A 15341-nucleotide genomic window follows, 5' to 3' on the forward strand; every position below is an offset into this window, starting at 1 on the left:
GTTCGCGTCTCAGCCGCTCATCAGCGCCAACTCTTTCGGGCGGGCAGCGGACACCCTGGCGGCAAAGCCGTTGCGGAGGAGATCCACGAACTTGTCGGCCGGCACCGCCTGGCTGAAAAGGAAGCCCTGAATTAAATCGCAGCCGCTCTCGCGCAGCAGGCGAAGCTGATCCTCCTGCTCGACCCCCTCGGCGACCACCGTCAGATCCATCCGTTTCGCCATGGCGATGATGGCGTCGACGATGGCGGAGTCGGCCGCATTGTCGGAAAGCTCGCGGATGAACGACCGGTCGATCTTGATGATGTCCACCGGCAGCTTCTGCAGGTAGGTGAGCGAGGCGTAGCCGGTGCCGAAGTCGTCCACCGCGATCTCGACGCCGAGGCCGTGCAGCTTTTCGAGAATGGCGATGGATTCGCCGGCGTCTTCGAGCACGGCGCTTTCGGTGATCTCCACGCACAGGCTGGAGGCCGGGACAGCTCCGCGGGACAGCGCCGCGAGGACGGACGCGAGCATCTGGCCGCGCTGCAGTTGACGACTGGAGACGTTGACGGAGATCCGGACATCGCCGAAGCCGAGCTTGCGCCACTCGCCGGCCTGCCGGCAGGCTTCCTGCAGAACCCAATTGCCGATCGACTCGATCAGCCCGCCTTCCTCCGCAAGCCCGATGAACTCCCCCGGCGGCACCAGCCCGAACTCCGGATGGCGCCAACGCAACAGCGCCTCGGCAGCAACGATGCATCCCGATTGCGCCGCAACCAGCGGCTGATAGAACAGCTCCAATTGCTGTTTCTCCAGCGCATGGTGAAGGTGCTGGGAGAGTATCACCGCACGTGTGGGCTGTGCGTTCATGTCGCAGCGAAAGAACTGCCAGGCGTTGCCGCCGATCCGCTTGACACGGCGACGGGCGGTGTCCGCACACTGCAGCAGCCCGATGCCGTCCGCCGCGTCATCGGGGAACACGGCGATGCCGATACTGGCGTGGACGTAGACGTCCTGGTCGCCCACGCGATAGGGCGCGGCGAGCGATGCGTGGATTTTGGGCGCCAAGTCGGCAATGCCGGGCCGATCCCGCCGACCCGTCAACAGCAGCGAGAATTCGTCGCCGGCAATTCTGGCGGCGGTGTCGGTCGATCCCAGGAACTCGAACAACCGGCGACCGACCTGGCGCAGGATTTCGTCGCCCGCCTCCGGACCCAGGCCGTCGTTGCAGCGCTGGAAGTGATCCAGGTCGATGGACAGCAGCGAGAGCGAGGCGCCGGTCAACTGCGCCTTCGCCATCGCCTGATCAAGCGTCTCGAAAAACCGGAAGCGGTTGGGCAGATCGGTCAGCTGGTCGTGATGGGCCTGGTGCTGCAGCCGAGCCTCGTGCCGGCGCAGTTCCTGTTCGCACTGGCGTCGGTGGATGGCGGCGCCGACAATTCCTGCTGCCGTCTTCAAGGCCTCGACCTCCGGATCGGCCCACTGGGTGTGAGTCTGCCGTCGCTCGAAACGGAAATAGCCCCACCAGTGGTTTCCGGCGTGAATCGGGATCAGCAGCGGGCCCCGCGCTTCCTCCCCCACAAACGCGCGCGCCGGCTGTGACAGGCTCGGGGCGGTCGCGACATTGACCGCATGACCCGCGCGCAGGCGCGCCTCCCAAGTGGCGAGCGCGGTGGTGCTAAAGGGGATGGCGCCACGCCGGTCATGCCCGTCGACCGCAATGCCGACGTCTTGTGTCCACTGCACCCAACGCTCTGTCACAGCGTTGCCGTCCGTATCGATGAATACGCGAAACACGTCGAGAGCGTCCGCCGCCGCCGCATGGGCGAGCGTCCGCACGATCGCCGGCAGCTTATCATGCCAGTCGCATGCGGATAGAAGTTGCGCCGCTACGTCCCCAACGGCGGTCATGACGGCATCCCGCCGCTCGAGCGCCAGTTGCGCTAGGCGGTCGCGGGTCAGATCGCTGGCGGTGCCGCGGTAGCCGAGATAGCGCCCCGAGTCCGGATCGAACACGGGAATGCCGCTGACGCTGAGGAACCGCTGCTCCCCCGACCGCGTGGTCACAACGCACGGCGCCGAGCGGAAGGGCGTCAGATGCGCGAGGCTCACGTTGGCGGCGTGCTCATCCGCAAATCGGAACACCGTGGTCAGGTGTCGGCCTTGAAGCTCGCGCGGGGTCATGTCGAGGGATTCGAACGCCCGATCCGACACGCTGGTCAGGCGCAGCTTGGCGTCGGTCTCCCAGACCCAGTCCGACACCAGCCTCGTCAGATCATCGAGCCGCTGGCGCAGGGCTACGGCCTCGGCGCGCAGCGGGTCGACGCAGTCATCGAGCCGGTTGAGGCGGATCGTTCCGGGATCGCGGGAAGGAAATTTCATGGGGCTATCCACGAACCCGCCTTTCCGGCTCCAGGGCGCGCAGAGCGGCCGCGAAATCGGGATTGAGGCGCCACGCGTGCAGGACCCCGCGGGCGGTGTCCAACGACAACCGATCGAAGCACGCGAGGGCGCCGACGATCTCCTTTTTTAACGTCTTTCGGGTTGCCGGACGAGCCGAGCGACTGAACTCGAACAACCGGGAGAACGTGTTGCGATCGATCCCCATGCCCTTGCATGCGACGGCAAACGCCTGCAGGCCGGGATCGAAGAAAATGCGTTCCACCAGTCGCGTGCTGAGGTGCGAGGCTCGAGCGAACAGGCTGACGAATAGTTTGACCTCGCCCTGCGCCAGCGCCTGGACCATGAGCGAGGCGTCGAGCAAGCCATCCTCGGCAACCTCGCCGGCGAGGCCGCTCCCTGGTGCAGGTGCAGGTCTTGCGCCGAAGCAGGCATCGTCGGCGTCGATCGACTCCAGGGCGGCCTGCTGTAGCAGCAGGTCGACGGTCTCGCTGTCGAGCGCGAACCGGTCGACGATGCGATGACGAAGTGCAGCCGAAACCCAGAGGAACAGCCTTCTTGCCAGATCGGCACCCAGTTCGCGCCGTGATAACAGGGGCTCCTGAAAGGCGTCCATTCGTCGCGCCTGATCCACCAGATAGCGCAACGTCTGCTGCGAGAGATTGGCGTTGTCGTTCTGCAGCAGCCTCTCGATCACGCTGATCTCGCCGCTCTGGACCAGCGCGGCGCTCACCGCTTCGCTGACGGAATAGCGCATCGCGATCGCAAGCTGATGCTCGAGGGTGCGGTTGCGGATGACCTCGATCAGGTCTTCGTCGAACAGGACGCGGCTCCGCGTGAGGACCGGAAAAGCGACGTCGGCTTCGTCCGCGGCAAGGTAGCGGATCAAATCCGGGGGCGCGTCTGGCATGTCGGCGAGCTTGCGGCTCAACGTCCGGCGCACCGCGCGTTCCGCATCGCCGATGACCTGCTCGAGAATGTTCAGCATCAACGAGCGTTCGCGGTCGGAGAGGGTCCCTCCTTCGCCCACGAACAGATCCGCCATCACCGCCGCCAGCGCCTTGCGGCTCTCCGGCGACCGGCTGTGGGCCAGATGCGTAAGGGAACTGAGGTCGATGCTGGTGGTCATCGGCTTTCTGCCTGAAATCCGAGGTTGGCGGCCGCAGGTCCGCGATACCGTCCTGGTGCTACAATCATAAGAGGCATAAACTTACTAATTCGCTACGTCGAGGTTGTGGCAGAAGCGTGCGGGAGGAGGGTCGGCGGGCGCGCGGCAGCGGTGGCGTGGTTCTCGTCATGCGAGCAATTCGGAAATGATTCTATTTTAGGTAAGCCATTTCTCATGACATTTTGCGGGCGTTTCGCTAAAATGCGGTTAAGGTGCCAATGGTGGCGCGGTGATAGAGGGGTATGCCAAGGGGTATGTGTGCGATGCCGACAACCGCTTCAGGCGCAGCCGCCGCTACAACCGAGACGGAAGCCATCGGGCAGGTGGCGGCGCTGCGCGGCTCCGCCACCGTGGTTCTCGCCGATGGGTCCACCGCCGACCTCGGCGCAGGCGCTTCCATTGCGACCGGCGCACGGTTGGTGACCGGCGCCGACAGCGCCATGAGCGTGGTGCTGGCGGATGGCACAGCGGTCGCGTTGGGCGCCGCCAGTTCCATCGTCGTCGTCGGCCCGTCCGCAGCCGTTGAGGATGGCGCCGGACGGATCCGCCTCGCCGAGGCGGAGGGCGTCATTGTCGTCTATGGCCAGGAGTCGTCCCAGGCGCCCGATGTGCTCACATTGGAAACGTCGATGCTGGCCATCGCGGACGGCGGCGCGCGCATCGGCGTCCGCGTCGATCCGGCGACCGGGCTTCACGAAGTAGCGCTGCTGGAGACCGCTGACGGCGAAGCGCGCGGGGTTGCGATCGCAGCGCTCGGTGGCGGCTTCGAGCCGCTGTTGCTCGACGTCGTCAACCAGTCCGTGACGCTGTTGCCCGGCGCGGAGCCGGTCGTAAAGGTCGCAACAGCGGACAGCATCCTTGCCACCTATGGCGACGCTCTGCAGATCATGCCGGCCGGCGTCGCTTCCATAAACGGGGAGATGGACCTGGATGCGATCGCCGCAGCGCTCGACGCTTTCGACACCGCTGCGGGCGGCAGTGACGGTGCAGCCACCGCGCCGGAGACGGGCCCCATTGATGTGTCCAATGCCGAGAAGGTGTTTACTCCTGCGGGCCCGATCACCCTTCCTCCATTGGCGACGCCGGCCGCGCTTGACGCCGCCGCTAGCGCACCGGTCGCCGCGGTCGAACACGCCGTCGCGCCGCTCCTCCAAGCCGTGGTTGCAGCAGCACCCGTCAGCAACCTGCAAGGGCGCCTCGCCAATGTCAGCACCAGCGAAGACGCACCGACGGATCCAATTCCGGTGGACCTGTCCGTCACCGGCGCGAACGGCGCCCTCACCGTCATCACCCTCAACGGCGCACCGTTTCGAGCGGGTCAAACGGCGACCCTGTTCTCCGGCGCCGAAGTGACGCTGCAGCCGGACAACACTTTTCTTTACGATCCCGATGGCCAGTACGAGGCCCTGCCCGACGCCGCCATCACCTTCGACCAGTTCTCATTCGAGGTCAGGGACGGCACGGGCAGGACGGCGCCCGCCACCGTGGAAGTCGCGATCCAGGGGGTCAATGATCCGCCGGTCGCCAACCCCGACGCCATCACCGTACACGAGGACGGGGCTTCGCCGCCGTTCAATCCGCTGGCCAACGATACGGATGTCGATGACTTCGCTGAACTGACGTTGACCCAGATCGGCGGCGTCGACATCAACGGTCAAGGCGCCGTAGTGCTGCCGTCGGGGGCGTTGGTGACGGTGCTGCCAGACCGGTCCTTGATCTATGAAGCGCGGGACGCCTTCGAGCCGCTCGGCCTCGGGGAGACGGCGACCGATGCCTTCACCTATACCGTGTCAGACGGCCAGGGCGGCGTCGCGACCGGAGACGTAGTTGTCACCATTCTGGGCGAGAACGAGCAGCAGGTCGGCGGCGTCGGCGAACGGGCGATCACCAGCTTCGAATTCTCGTTGGGCGGTTTCGCCAGCATGGGGCAGGTTGACCGCGTCGGCCGCTATCAGGAGACGGACGGCGAGCGAAAGACGTTCGACCCCGTGGACGGCGATGGCTTCGCGCTGCTGACGGCGGAAGGTCGGTCGTTTGGCCGGCCATCAACCGGTTTGACATCGTTTCTCGATGTCGACATGAAAGACGGGGTCAATTTCCAGGTTTTCACCGACTTGGACGGCTCGCAACCGGTCAACGGCGCTGCCATGAAAACCACCATCCCGGACCTGATCGTCGGCGACACCGTCTCGTTCTGGGCGGCTTTCGACAACCGGGATTTCGCACAGGCCGGCAAGAACGATCTGGCGGTGGTGACCGTCGACGGCGCCGCGTTCAAGCTGTTCGACGGGCGCGGGGTTGACCGCCCGCCCGCGTTGAACCAGGGCGCCGCCGACTGGACCTTTTTCAGCTACGAGGTCCAGTCGGACGGCCCGCTCGACCTCGGCTTCGCGGTTCTCGACGACAATCCGGATTTCTCGGGGGACGCGTTCGATTCCCGCCTGCTCGTCGATGACGTTCGCGTCAACGCCGACACTTCCGGCTACACAATCGTCGCGACCGACCCCACCGGCGCCCTCGCCACCCTCGCCCCGAACCCGACCACCGGCTGAGAGCGTTCCACATGTGCCGCCGCGGCGGCCGGCGGGCAAACCCATGGATCACTCCTGAGACTTCAGGTAGGCGATAATGTCCGCCCGATCGTCCGGGTCTTCGATCGCCAGGGTCATTTTGGTGCGCTCCCGCCCGAACGTCCTCGGGTTGGCAAGCCACCGGTCGAGCGTCGCTTCGTCCCACACGAAATCGGCGCCCTTCAGCGCCCCGTACCCGCCGTAGAACTGGGCGCTCCCGGCTCGCGAGCCAAAAATCCCATAAAGAGACGGGCCTTCCTTATGATGCTCGGGAATGAGCGAGTGGCAGACCTTGCAATGCTTCTCGTACAAGGCCTCCCCACGCTCCGCGTCGGCGGCGTCCGCAGGCACGGCGACCAGCATCCACAGCAACATTGCGGCCAGCGCCAGCGGGTCCGTGCCGCCGCTGGACCGCATCAGGAGAGCGCAAACTCTATCGCGACGTCGTCTTCAGGTACTCGATGACATTGGCGCGCTCTTCTTCGTCCTTGAGCTTGAAGGTCATCGCGGTCCGCTTGTTTTCGGTGTGGGTCTCGACGAAGGTCTTGGGGTCCTCGATGTATTCATCGAGCAACTCCGGCGTCCATTCGAAGTCGACATTCTCGAGGCCGACGTAGCGCTTGAAATCCGCCGTTCCAGCCTTGCTGCCGACGACGCCGCCCAGCGGCGGACCGACCTTGGCCTTATCGAGAGCATGGCAAGTCTTGCACTTCTTGTTAAACACGTCTTCCCCGGCGGCGGCATCAGCCGCGAAGGACGGAGCGCTGGCCATAGAAACGCCAACGGCCACAGCGAAACCGACAGCAGTGAGAGTCTTTTGCATTTGATCCCTCCAATCACGCATTCTCGCTTACCAAAAAACCACGGTGCCCATTATCGGGAACCTGTGCCGGCGCCGCAACCAACACCGTGCAGAGTGTGGCGCGATCACCCCACATTGTCCTTCAGGAAATTAGAGAGAAGCCCGGGCAGTTCCGTCATGCTTGAAAAAGTGCGTGTCGCGCCGGCGTCTCGCAAGGCGTCGGCACTGCCAGAGCGACCGTGGCCGCCGCCGGTGAATCCGAGCGTCCGCATGCCTGCAGCCACCGCTGCTTCGACGCCGGGCCGGCTGTCTTCCACGACGACGCAACGTTGCGGCGGAAAGCCCATGGTGTCGGCGGCGAACAGGAACAGATCCGGCGCCGGCTTGCCGTTCTCAACCATGTGGGCGCTGAACAGGTGCGGCTCGAACAGCTCGATGAGGCCGGTCAGCGTAAGTGTCAGCTGCATTTTCTCCGGCGCTCCTGAAGAGGCGACGCATTTGGCATAGGGCAGCGCCTCCACTGCTTCGCGGACGTCGGGTATCGGCATCAGTTCCCGCCGAAACGCCGCGAAATCCCGCTCATGGATGAGCGCCGCGAAGTCGGGAGGCAGCGCGCGTCCCCAACTCTCCTCCACCATCTTGAGGATGTCCGGCATCGGCATCCCCTTGAACCGCTCGTTGCAAGCATCCACGGTTATGGCGTAGCCGACTTCGCTCAGGCTCTCGGCCATGACCCGGCTTGCGATCGGCTCGCTGTCGACGAGGACGCCGTCGCAGTCGAAAATGACAAGCAGGTTGGCGGACATCTACGACGCCCGTCCTGCCAACGGAAGCTCGCGGCGCAATTCGGCGACCAGGCCTCGCGCACCGAGGGTCACCAGATCGAGCATGTCCTCGAAGCCGTCATCCCCGCCGTAGTAAGGGTCGGGGACGTCGCGACGCCCGGCGCTCGGCGCGTGGTCGAGGAACAGGCCCAGGCGGTGGCGCTGCGACAGCGGACACATCGCCTCGAGGTCGCGGAGGTTGTTGCGGTCCATGGCGAGGATCAGATCGGACGTAAGAAAATCGCCGCTGTCGACCTGCCGCGCCCGCAGAGCCGACAGGTCGATGCCGCGCCGGCGCGCCGCCGTCTGTGCCCGGCGATCGGGAGGGCGGCCGACCTGATAGTCGTGCGTGCCGGCACTGTCGGCGGAGATTCTGTCCGTCAGACCGGCCTCGGCGACCATGGCTCGAAAGATCCCTTCCGCCGCCGGCGAGCGGCAGATGTTACCGAGACAAACGAACAGGACGTTGACCACCGCGGGAGACTCCCTACCATTCGGGCGGGAAGTAGCAGATAACGAGGGAGCCGGGCAATGTCACACGCGAGCTGGAGTGCGCGGAGCCGGCAAGACCGGGCCGAACACAGCATCGTCATCCTGACCGGCGCCGGCATTTCGAAGGAGTCCGGCCTCGATACCTTCCGCGATCCGGACGGGATCTGGACGCGGGTGCGCCTCGAGGACGTGGCGACGCCGGAGGGCTTCGCGCGCAACCCGGATCTGGTGCACGACTTCTACAACGCGCGGCGACGCCAACTCGTCAGCCCCGATCTTGCCCCGAACCTCGCGCATCAGGCGCTGGCGCGCCTGGAGGATGCGTGGCCGGGGCCGGTGCTGATCGTCACGCAGAACATCGACAACCTGCATGAGCGCGCCGGCAGCCGCCGGCTCCTGCACATGCACGGCGAACTGTACAAGGCGCGGTGCGGCGCCTGCGACGACCTTCGCCACTGGGACGACGACTTGACCGTCACGACGGTCTGCGCCCGCTGCAACGCCGCCGGGGCGATGCGCCCCCACGTTGTGTGGTTCGGCGAGATGCCGCTGGAGATGGAGCGCATCTACGCCGAACTCGAAGCATGTTCGCTGTTCCTCTCCATCGGCACCTCCGGCAACGTCTACCCGGCGGCGGGGTTCGTCCAGCACGTGCGCTTCGCGGGCAACGCCAGAACCGTGGAGCTGAACATGGAGCCATCGACCGGCGCCACACTGTTCCATGAAACCATCTACGGCCCCGCGACCCAGGTCGTCCCGGACTTCGTGGAGAGGCTTCTGGAAGAAGAGCGGTGACCCGCCCGCCGGCTCATTCGGGCTCGCGCGTGCCCATGGCCAGGAGCCGCTCATGCCGCTGAGCCAGACGCCGCGGACCCGGCACGTCCATCAGGGTGCGAAGCTCTTTGCCGATGGCGTCGCCAATCGCGCCAATGGTGGCATCCGGATGGCGGTGGGCTCCGCCCGGCGGTTCGAGGATCACTTCGTCGACCACACCTAACGCAGCCATGTCCGGTGCGGTAAGCTTCAGGGCCTCCGCAGCGGCGCGCGTCTGTCCCTCATCCTCCCACAGCGCCGCAGCCGCGGCTTCCGGCGCCAGCGGTGTAATCACCGCGTGCTCGAGCATCAGCACCCGGTCGCCGGCGAGAAGGCCGCCGGCGCCCGCGCCGGTCATCGCGCCGGTCACCACCGCGATCATCGGCGCGGTCAATCGAAAGCTGACCTCCATGACCGCCGCGGCAGCCACGGTGTGATCGAACCGCGCCGATGTCCCCGTGCGGGCGCCGTTTGCGTGATCCTCCCCGGTCATGGCGACGAACACCAGGAGCGGCAGGTCGAACGACCCTGCCAACGCCAGAAGACGCCGCATCCGCCGCTCCCTGCCGCTCGCATCGTCCGGCGGCACCGTGCGGTCGTCATCTGGTTTCGAACCCGCCATTTCAACGCCAAGAGCAACGACGGTGTAGCCGCGATATCGGCCGACGCCGCCGAGCACGACGACGCCGTCTATGGTCGAAGGTTCCGTCAACAACGGCCGATAGCCCTCGACCAACGCCGTAATGCAGGTGCCGGCGCCTGGACGATCGGGGTGGCGCGCGACCTGAAGCCTCTGCAACGGACCCAGTCGGCGATACACCTGTTGCAGCAGCCGTTGCAGGCGGCCTTCGAGACGCGCGATTTCCGACTCCGCGTCCTTGTCCCCGGTCGTTCGGCGCCGGCGGAGTTCGGCGAGTCGCGCCTCCAGTTCGCCAACACCCTTCTCGAACTCCAGCGGAGCGATCATCGGCGCAGCGCGGTCAACGCCCGGCTGCCGCAGCGGCGACCGCATCGGCCTTGCGGACCACGACCTCCGCCTGCCTGATCGAGGCCACGTCGATCATCCGCCCGTCCAAGGCCACCGCTCCGCTGCCTTCGGCCGCAGCCTGGCGCATCGCCTCCAGAATACGTCGCGCGCGGGCGACTTCGTCTGCGGAGGGGCTGAAAATGTCGTTGATCGCGTCGATCTGGCTCGGGTGGATCGCCCACTTGCCGTCGCAACCCAGTACGGCGGCGCGACGGGCTGCGGCATGGAAGCCGTCGGCGTCGCGGATGTCGCTGTAGGGCCCATCGATCGGGCGCAGACCGGCGGCGCGCGCCGCCACCACCAGCCGACTGAGCGCCGCGTGCCACATGTCGTTCCAGTGCCGCTCCCGCCGGCCGCCCTGATCCGCGTCCGCATCTGTCAGCACGTGGTATTCGGGATGGGTGCCGCCGATCGTCGTCGTCCGCGCCCCGATCGACGCGGCGAAGTCGCCCGACCCGAAATGCAGCGACTCGGCGCGGCGGCTGGCCCGCGCGATGGCGTCGATGTTGCTCATGCCCAGCGCCGATTCGATCAGGATCTCGATGCCGAGCCTTCGCTTGCGTCCTTTGGCGGCCTCGATCTGGGAGAGCAGCACGTCGACGGCATAAACATCCGCGGCCGTACCCGCCTTGGGAACCATGACAAGATCGAGCCGATCCCCCGCCCGCTCCACCACCTCGATCACGTCCCGGTACATGTAGGGCGTGTCGAGGCCGTTGATGCGCACGGACAAGGTCCGCTCACCCCAGTCCAGGTCGTTGATGGCGGCGATCACCGCCTCCCGGGCGCGCTCCTTCTCCTCCGGGGCGACCGAATCCTCCAGGTCGAACACGATGATGTCGGCAGCAGTCTCTCCGGCCTTCTCCAGGAAACGCGGCTTGGAGCCCGGAACCGTAAGCTGCGAGCGGTTCAGCCGCGGCCGGCACATCTCGACGGTCGTGAAGCTCACCGGGTGTTCCTCTCAGCCTATACCGTTGCCAATGCTTCGACACGCTCATGCTTCGAACGGCTCAGCATGAGGTTGCGGGGATGTCCTGTGGCGTCAGGTTCCGGGATGTCCTGTTCGTGCGTGAAACCTACCCGCCGTCCCGGCGTTGCTGGTCGCGGCGGCGTTCGGCCTGTTGCGCGATGTCGGCGGCCTGGAGCCAGCCCGGCGAGCCGTTCGGCAGCGCCTGTTGAGCGCGGTTGGCGTGGTAGATGGCTTCATCGAACCGGCCCTCGAGCAGCGTCGCTTCGGCGCGGGCCAACAGGCTCTCGGTCTCCTCGCCGCGGCGATGATAAGCTTCGCCGAGGGTGTTCCACATCAAAATATTGCGGGGTTCTACGATGCGGGCCGCTTGCAGGTTGCGAAGCGCATCATCGACCAGCGCCGGGTCGTTCAGCGCCAGCTGCACGCGGGCGAGTTCGATGCGGATCGACGCTGCCCCCGAACTCAGTTCGGCCGCCGTTCGATATGGAGCCAGGGCCTCGGCCGGCCGGCCGTTCTCGAACAACATCTGACCCTTCAGCTCATAAAGGTACGGATCGGACGGCGCTTCGCGGATCAAGTCGTTCACGGCGGCGAGCGCCGCCGTCAGATCCGGTTTGCGGTACAGCGCGACGGCGCGTGCATAGCGGGCGGCGAAACTGGTGTCTTCCGGCGGGTAGCGGCGCATCACCACCGGGAACGGCTCGAGGAAGCCGACCAGCTTGGCCACCATGCGGCGGTGCAACCGGGCCGCTTCCTCGTCGTCCGACGATGCGGAGCGGCGCGGCTGGCCCGCAACGAACGTCTGCAGCGCCGAAATGCGGTCCCGCGCCAGCGGATGCGACAGCAGGTACGGATCGCGCCGGCCGGCGACCAGAAGTTCCTGATCCTCCAGCTTTGTCAGAAACTCGAGCAGACCCTCCGCAGACTGATCCGTGGCGTCGAGGAGGCGCATCGCGGCCGCGTCCGCCGCGCTTTCCTGCGTCCGGCTGTAGCGCAGGAACCCCCTCAGGCCGGCCTCCTGACCGGTCGCCATGGCGGCGCCGATGGCTTCCGGCTTGCCGGCAGCGACCGACGCCGCCACGCCCACCACCATGGCGAGGATGGACTCGACGGTGGCGTTGCGCATCGCATCGTGGGTGCGCGCCAGGTGAGCGCCCTGGATGTGGCCCGCTTCATGGGCGATGACGCCGATCACCTGATTGGCGCTGTCGCTCTGCATCAACAATCCTGTATTGATGAACAGCTTCTGGCCGCCGGCGACGAAGGCGTTGATGCTCTTGTCGTTTACCAGGTAAATCTCGACGGTCGAGGGGCGCAGGCCGGCCGCCTGGAAGATCGGCGTCGCGAAGAGGCGAATGATGCTTTCGATTTCGGGGTCGCGAATGGTCGAAATTCCCCCCCTGGCCTCGGCGCCGAGGGGCTGAAGCACGACGAGACCAGCCACAAGAACGGCGGTCAGAAGGATACGCAAGCGCATGCACATGGCAGTTCGCTGGTTGAGGCCATTCAAACGTAGTGTTGACGGCTTGCGGCGTCAAATCACCGTCGCGCTGCTTGCCCTCGTCGTGGCCGGCTGCGGCTCCGATGACGTGGAGCTCGGCACCCTCGGCGCCGTCGAAGGTTTCCTCGGCGGGGTCGCTGCGGACGAGCCGCGCGCCGCCGCCGTCGGCCGCGACGTGCTCTCCGCGGGAGGCACGGCGGCCGACGCCGTGGTGGCCATGTATTTCGCGTCCGCCGTGACCCTGCCGTCCGCGGCGAGCCTCGGCGGCGGCGGCGTCTGCGTGGCGTTCGACAGCGACAAGATCGACGCCAAGGCGATCGTGTTTCTGCCGAGAGGGTCGAACGCCGTGACTGCGGCGAGCGATCGCCCGTCGGCGGTGCCAGCCAGCGTCCGCGGCTTCGTGGTGCTGCACGCCCGCTTCGGCCGGCTCCGCTGGGAGCAATTGCTGGCGCCGGCGGAAAGCCTGGCGCGCTTCGGTTTCCCGGCATCGCGGGCGTTGGCGAGCGACCTGACGCCGCTGCGGCGGGCGTTGCAGAGCGATCCGGCGTTCGTGCGGATCTTCTCTTCGCCCGGCGGCGAAGGCCTGGTCGCGGAGGGCGATCCGCTGATCCAGGTGGAGCTGGCCGCGGTGATCTCCCACATCCGCACACAGGGCGCCGGCGCCTTTTATACAGGGCCGCTGGCACAGCGTCTGGTGGACGCGGTAAAGGCGGCAGGCGGCAGTTTGACGGTTGAGGAGTTGCGGGATTACGCTCCTTCCGTGCTTGAGACCATCCAGGTGCCTTGGGGCAACGAAGTGGCGCACTTTGCGCCGCCGCCGGCGGCCGGAGGCGCGGTCGCCGCACAGATGTGGGCGCTCCTCGAAGACCGGGGCTTCGGACGCGCCTCGCCCGAACGCCGTCAGGCGATGCTGGTGGACATCGGCTCCCGCGTCATGGCCGATCGCGAGACGTGGATGCGCGCCGACGGCAGCGCCACGGTCGATCCACAGTCGCTGGTGGCCCCCTCGCGGCTGAAGGACATCATGGCCGGCCCGGCAGCGGGCAGCCAGGTTCGGCCGGAAAACGCCTCCGCGGCATCTTTCGTCGCGTTCGACCGCGAAGGCTCGGCCGCCGCTTGCGCAGTCACCCTCAACAGCCCATTCGGCACCGGCCGCGTCGCCCCGGGCACCGGCATCGTCCTCGCGGCGGCGCCGGGTCCGGGCGGCCGCGGCGCAGAGGGATTGGGGCCGATGCTTATCGTCAACGAGAACATCGGCGCCTTCCACTTTGCCGGCGCCGCTTCAGGGGGGATCGCTGCGCCGAGCGCTCTCGTCGGCGTCGCGGCGCGCGCGATGCTGGGCGACGTCCCACTGGCCGATGCAGTGGCGGCGAACCGGGCGTTGGGTACGGCCGATCCGTCGCTGGTGTACCATGAAGCGGGCGCCGATCCGGCGCTGCGCGAGCGTGGCGGCCGCGCCGTCGCGGCGCCGGAATTGGGGCGCGTCAACGCCGCGGCCTGTCTCCGGGGATTTCCGCCCTATGAGGACCGCTGCGCGGCGGTCGCCGACCGACGCGGGCACGGGCTCGCCACCGGGTCGTTTTGAAGGCGCCGGAGTATCGAGCCGGCACCATGACCCTGAAGACCGCCAAGCGCGGCGCCGTCCCGCCGTTCATCGTCATGGACGTGCTGCGCGCCGCCAACGAGCGCGCAGCACAAGGCGATGACGTCCTTCATCTGGAGGTGGGGCAACCCGGAACCGGAGCCCCCGCAGGTGTCGTCGCCGCCGCGAAAGCAGCGCTCGACAACGACCGCCTGGCCTATACCGACGCCCTCGGCGTCGAGCCTTTGCGCCGGCGCATCGCCCGCCATTACCAAGACAAGTACGGGGCGGGTGTGGACTGGCGCCAAGTCGCGGTAACGCCGGGCTCCTCCGGAGCGTTCATCCTGGCATTTCTCGCGGCGTTCGAGGCCGGCGACAGGGTGGCGCTGGCGAGCCCTGGCTATCCGGCCTATCGCAACATCCTCGCTGCGCTGGGGGTGGAAGTCGTGGAGGTGGCGGTAGGGCCGGAAACCAACTTTCAGCCGACCCCGGCGGTGTTGGAGCGCGTCGAGGGCGAACTCGACGGGCTGATCGTCGCCAGCCCCGCCAACCCTACCGGCACCATGCTGCACGCCGTGGAACTGGCGGCTCTGGCGGACTGCTGCCGGGAGCGCCGGATCCGTTTCGTCTCCGACGAAATCTATCACGGCATCACCTACGAGCGGCCGGCGGCGACGGCGCTGGCGTTCGAAGACGACGCGATCGTCGTCAACAGCTTCTCCAAGTACTACGCGATGACCGGCTGGCGGCTGGGATGGATGGTGGTCCCGAAGCCGCTGCTGCGCTCCGTCGAGTGTCTCGCCCAGAACCTCTTCATCTCGCCCCCCACTTTGTCGCAACTGGCGGCGGTGGCGGCGTTTGATTGTGAAGTCGAACTCGATGCCAACGTCGCCCGCTACGCGCGCAACCGCGACATCCTGCTGAGCGAGTTGCCGAAGGCCGGGTTTGCCGAACTGGCGGCAGCCGAGGGCGCCTTCTACATCTACGCCAACGTCGCGCACCGCACCAACGACAGCGAAGCGTTCTGTCGCAGAATGTTGGCGGAGACCGGCGTCGCCGTGACGCCGGGCGTCGACTTCGATCCCGAGCGAGGCAACCGGTTCATCCGCTTCTCGTTCGCGGGCACCGCCGAGGACATGGCGGAAGCGGCGCGGCGGCTGATCGCCTGGCGCCAATAAGCCCGCCGACCGGCGGCGTTCGCTGTCCTCTCCGG

Annotated in this window: 13 protein-coding genes; 4 read left to right on the forward strand and 9 right to left on the reverse strand. The window is 66.8% G+C overall.

Features of this window, described 5'->3' with window-relative positions; genetic code table 11:
• Nucleotides 1–9: 9 nt before the first annotated feature.
• Together IPM60_08575 and IPM60_08580 are read right to left on the reverse strand one after the other, a co-directional pair.
• Nucleotides 10–2361, reverse strand: a complete 2352-nt coding sequence (locus IPM60_08575) for an EAL domain-containing protein (protein ID MBK8907947.1) — start codon at nt 2359–2361, stop codon at nt 10–12.
• Nucleotides 2362–2365: 4 nt separating this feature from the next.
• Complete coding sequence (locus IPM60_08580; protein ID MBK8907948.1) at nt 2366–3508, reverse strand: DUF2336 domain-containing protein; 1143 nt, start codon at nt 3506–3508, stop codon at nt 2366–2368.
• Between the two features lie 302 nt (nt 3509–3810).
• Between IPM60_08580 and IPM60_08585 the strand changes: the two genes are divergently transcribed.
• Entirely contained in the window at nt 3811–6099 is a 2289-nt protein-coding gene (locus IPM60_08585) for a FecR domain-containing protein (protein MBK8907949.1), read from the forward strand.
• A gap of 48 nt (nt 6100–6147) precedes the next feature.
• On the opposite strand, the gene IPM60_08590 is transcribed toward IPM60_08585, so the two are convergent.
• From IPM60_08590 to IPM60_08605, 4 genes are all read right to left on the reverse strand, one after another.
• Nucleotides 6148–6534, reverse strand: coding sequence for a c-type cytochrome (locus IPM60_08590; protein ID MBK8907950.1), 387 nt, complete (start codon nt 6532–6534; stop codon nt 6148–6150).
• Between the two features lie 16 nt (nt 6535–6550).
• Nucleotides 6551–6889 carry a c-type cytochrome gene (locus IPM60_08595; protein MBK8907951.1) on the reverse strand — a complete coding sequence of 113 codons (339 nt, stop codon included), beginning with the start codon at nt 6887–6889 and terminating at the stop codon, nt 6551–6553.
• Nucleotides 6890–7044: 155 nt separating this feature from the next.
• Nucleotides 7045–7725, reverse strand: coding sequence for an HAD family hydrolase (locus IPM60_08600; GenBank protein MBK8907952.1), 681 nt, complete (start codon nt 7723–7725; stop codon nt 7045–7047).
• Nucleotides 7726–8217 carry a low molecular weight phosphotyrosine protein phosphatase gene (locus IPM60_08605; protein ID MBK8907953.1) on the reverse strand — a complete coding sequence of 164 codons (492 nt, stop codon included), beginning with the start codon at nt 8215–8217 and terminating at the stop codon, nt 7726–7728.
• 57 nt (nt 8218–8274) lie between these two features.
• Here IPM60_08605 and cobB point away from each other — a divergent pair, with 57 nt between their 5' ends.
• The gene (gene cobB / locus IPM60_08610) at nt 8275–9030 is read left to right on the forward strand and encodes an NAD-dependent protein deacylase (GenBank protein MBK8907954.1); all 756 of its coding nucleotides are present in this window, start codon (nt 8275–8277) and stop codon (nt 9028–9030) included.
• 13 nt (nt 9031–9043) lie between these two features.
• On the opposite strand, the gene IPM60_08615 is transcribed toward cobB, so the two are convergent.
• From IPM60_08615 to IPM60_08625, 3 genes are all read right to left on the reverse strand, one after another.
• A complete protein-coding gene (locus IPM60_08615) occupies nt 9044–10015 on the reverse strand; it encodes an acetyl-CoA carboxylase carboxyl transferase subunit alpha (protein ID MBK8907955.1) in 972 nt (323 codons plus the stop codon).
• 13 nt (nt 10016–10028) lie between these two features.
• A complete protein-coding gene (locus IPM60_08620) occupies nt 10029–11003 on the reverse strand; it encodes a CoA ester lyase (GenBank protein ID MBK8907956.1) in 975 nt (324 codons plus the stop codon).
• A 148-nt stretch (nt 11004–11151) separates the two neighbouring features.
• Nucleotides 11152–12522: a M48 family metalloprotease gene (locus tag IPM60_08625; GenBank protein MBK8907957.1), complete on the reverse strand. Its 1371-nt coding sequence runs from the start codon at nt 12520–12522 to the stop codon at nt 11152–11154.
• On the opposite strand from IPM60_08625, the gene IPM60_08630 reads away from it, so the two are divergent.
• Together IPM60_08630 and IPM60_08635 are read left to right on the forward strand one after the other, a co-directional pair.
• Nucleotides 12521–14131 carry a gamma-glutamyltransferase gene (locus tag IPM60_08630; GenBank protein MBK8907958.1) on the forward strand — a complete coding sequence of 537 codons (1611 nt, stop codon included), beginning with the start codon at nt 12521–12523 and terminating at the stop codon, nt 14129–14131. The two genes, IPM60_08625 and IPM60_08630, sit on opposite strands and share 2 nt — an antisense overlap.
• Before the next feature lie 26 nt (nt 14132–14157).
• A complete protein-coding gene (locus IPM60_08635) occupies nt 14158–15306 on the forward strand; it encodes an aminotransferase class I/II-fold pyridoxal phosphate-dependent enzyme (protein MBK8907959.1) in 1149 nt (382 codons plus the stop codon).
• Nucleotides 15307–15341: the final 35 nt, after the last annotated feature.

Source organism: Rhodospirillales bacterium, from assembly GCA_016710335.1.
In the GTDB taxonomy this organism is placed as follows: domain Bacteria; phylum Pseudomonadota; class Alphaproteobacteria; order Rhodospirillales; family Defluviicoccaceae; genus JADJXQ01.

Excerpts from the sequence above, each read along its gene's own strand:
- cobB (MBK8907954.1), top strand. The coding sequence starts at position 8,275 with ATGTCACACGCGAGCTGGAGTGCGCGGAGCCGGCAAGACCGGGCCGAA.
- IPM60_08635 (MBK8907959.1), top strand. The coding sequence starts at position 14,158 with ATGACCCTGAAGACCGCCAAGCGCGGCGCCGTCCCGCCGTTCATCGTC.
- IPM60_08590 (MBK8907950.1), bottom strand. The coding sequence starts at position 6,534 with ATGCGGTCCAGCGGCGGCACGGACCCGCTGGCGCTGGCCGCAATGTTG.
- IPM60_08600 (MBK8907952.1), bottom strand. The coding sequence starts at position 7,725 with ATGTCCGCCAACCTGCTTGTCATTTTCGACTGCGACGGCGTCCTCGTC.
- IPM60_08585 (MBK8907949.1), top strand. The coding sequence starts at position 3,811 with ATGCCGACAACCGCTTCAGGCGCAGCCGCCGCTACAACCGAGACGGAA.
- IPM60_08630 (MBK8907958.1), top strand. The coding sequence starts at position 12,521 with ATGCACATGGCAGTTCGCTGGTTGAGGCCATTCAAACGTAGTGTTGAC.
- IPM60_08575 (MBK8907947.1), bottom strand. The coding sequence starts at position 2,361 with ATGAAATTTCCTTCCCGCGATCCCGGAACGATCCGCCTCAACCGGCTC.
- IPM60_08620 (MBK8907956.1), bottom strand. The coding sequence starts at position 11,003 with ATGTGCCGGCCGCGGCTGAACCGCTCGCAGCTTACGGTTCCGGGCTCC.
- IPM60_08595 (MBK8907951.1), bottom strand. The coding sequence starts at position 6,889 with ATGGCCAGCGCTCCGTCCTTCGCGGCTGATGCCGCCGCCGGGGAAGAC.
- IPM60_08580 (MBK8907948.1), bottom strand. The coding sequence starts at position 3,508 with ATGACCACCAGCATCGACCTCAGTTCCCTTACGCATCTGGCCCACAGC.
- IPM60_08615 (MBK8907955.1), bottom strand. The coding sequence starts at position 10,015 with ATGATCGCTCCGCTGGAGTTCGAGAAGGGTGTTGGCGAACTGGAGGCG.
- IPM60_08625 (MBK8907957.1), bottom strand. The coding sequence starts at position 12,522 with ATGCGCTTGCGTATCCTTCTGACCGCCGTTCTTGTGGCTGGTCTCGTC.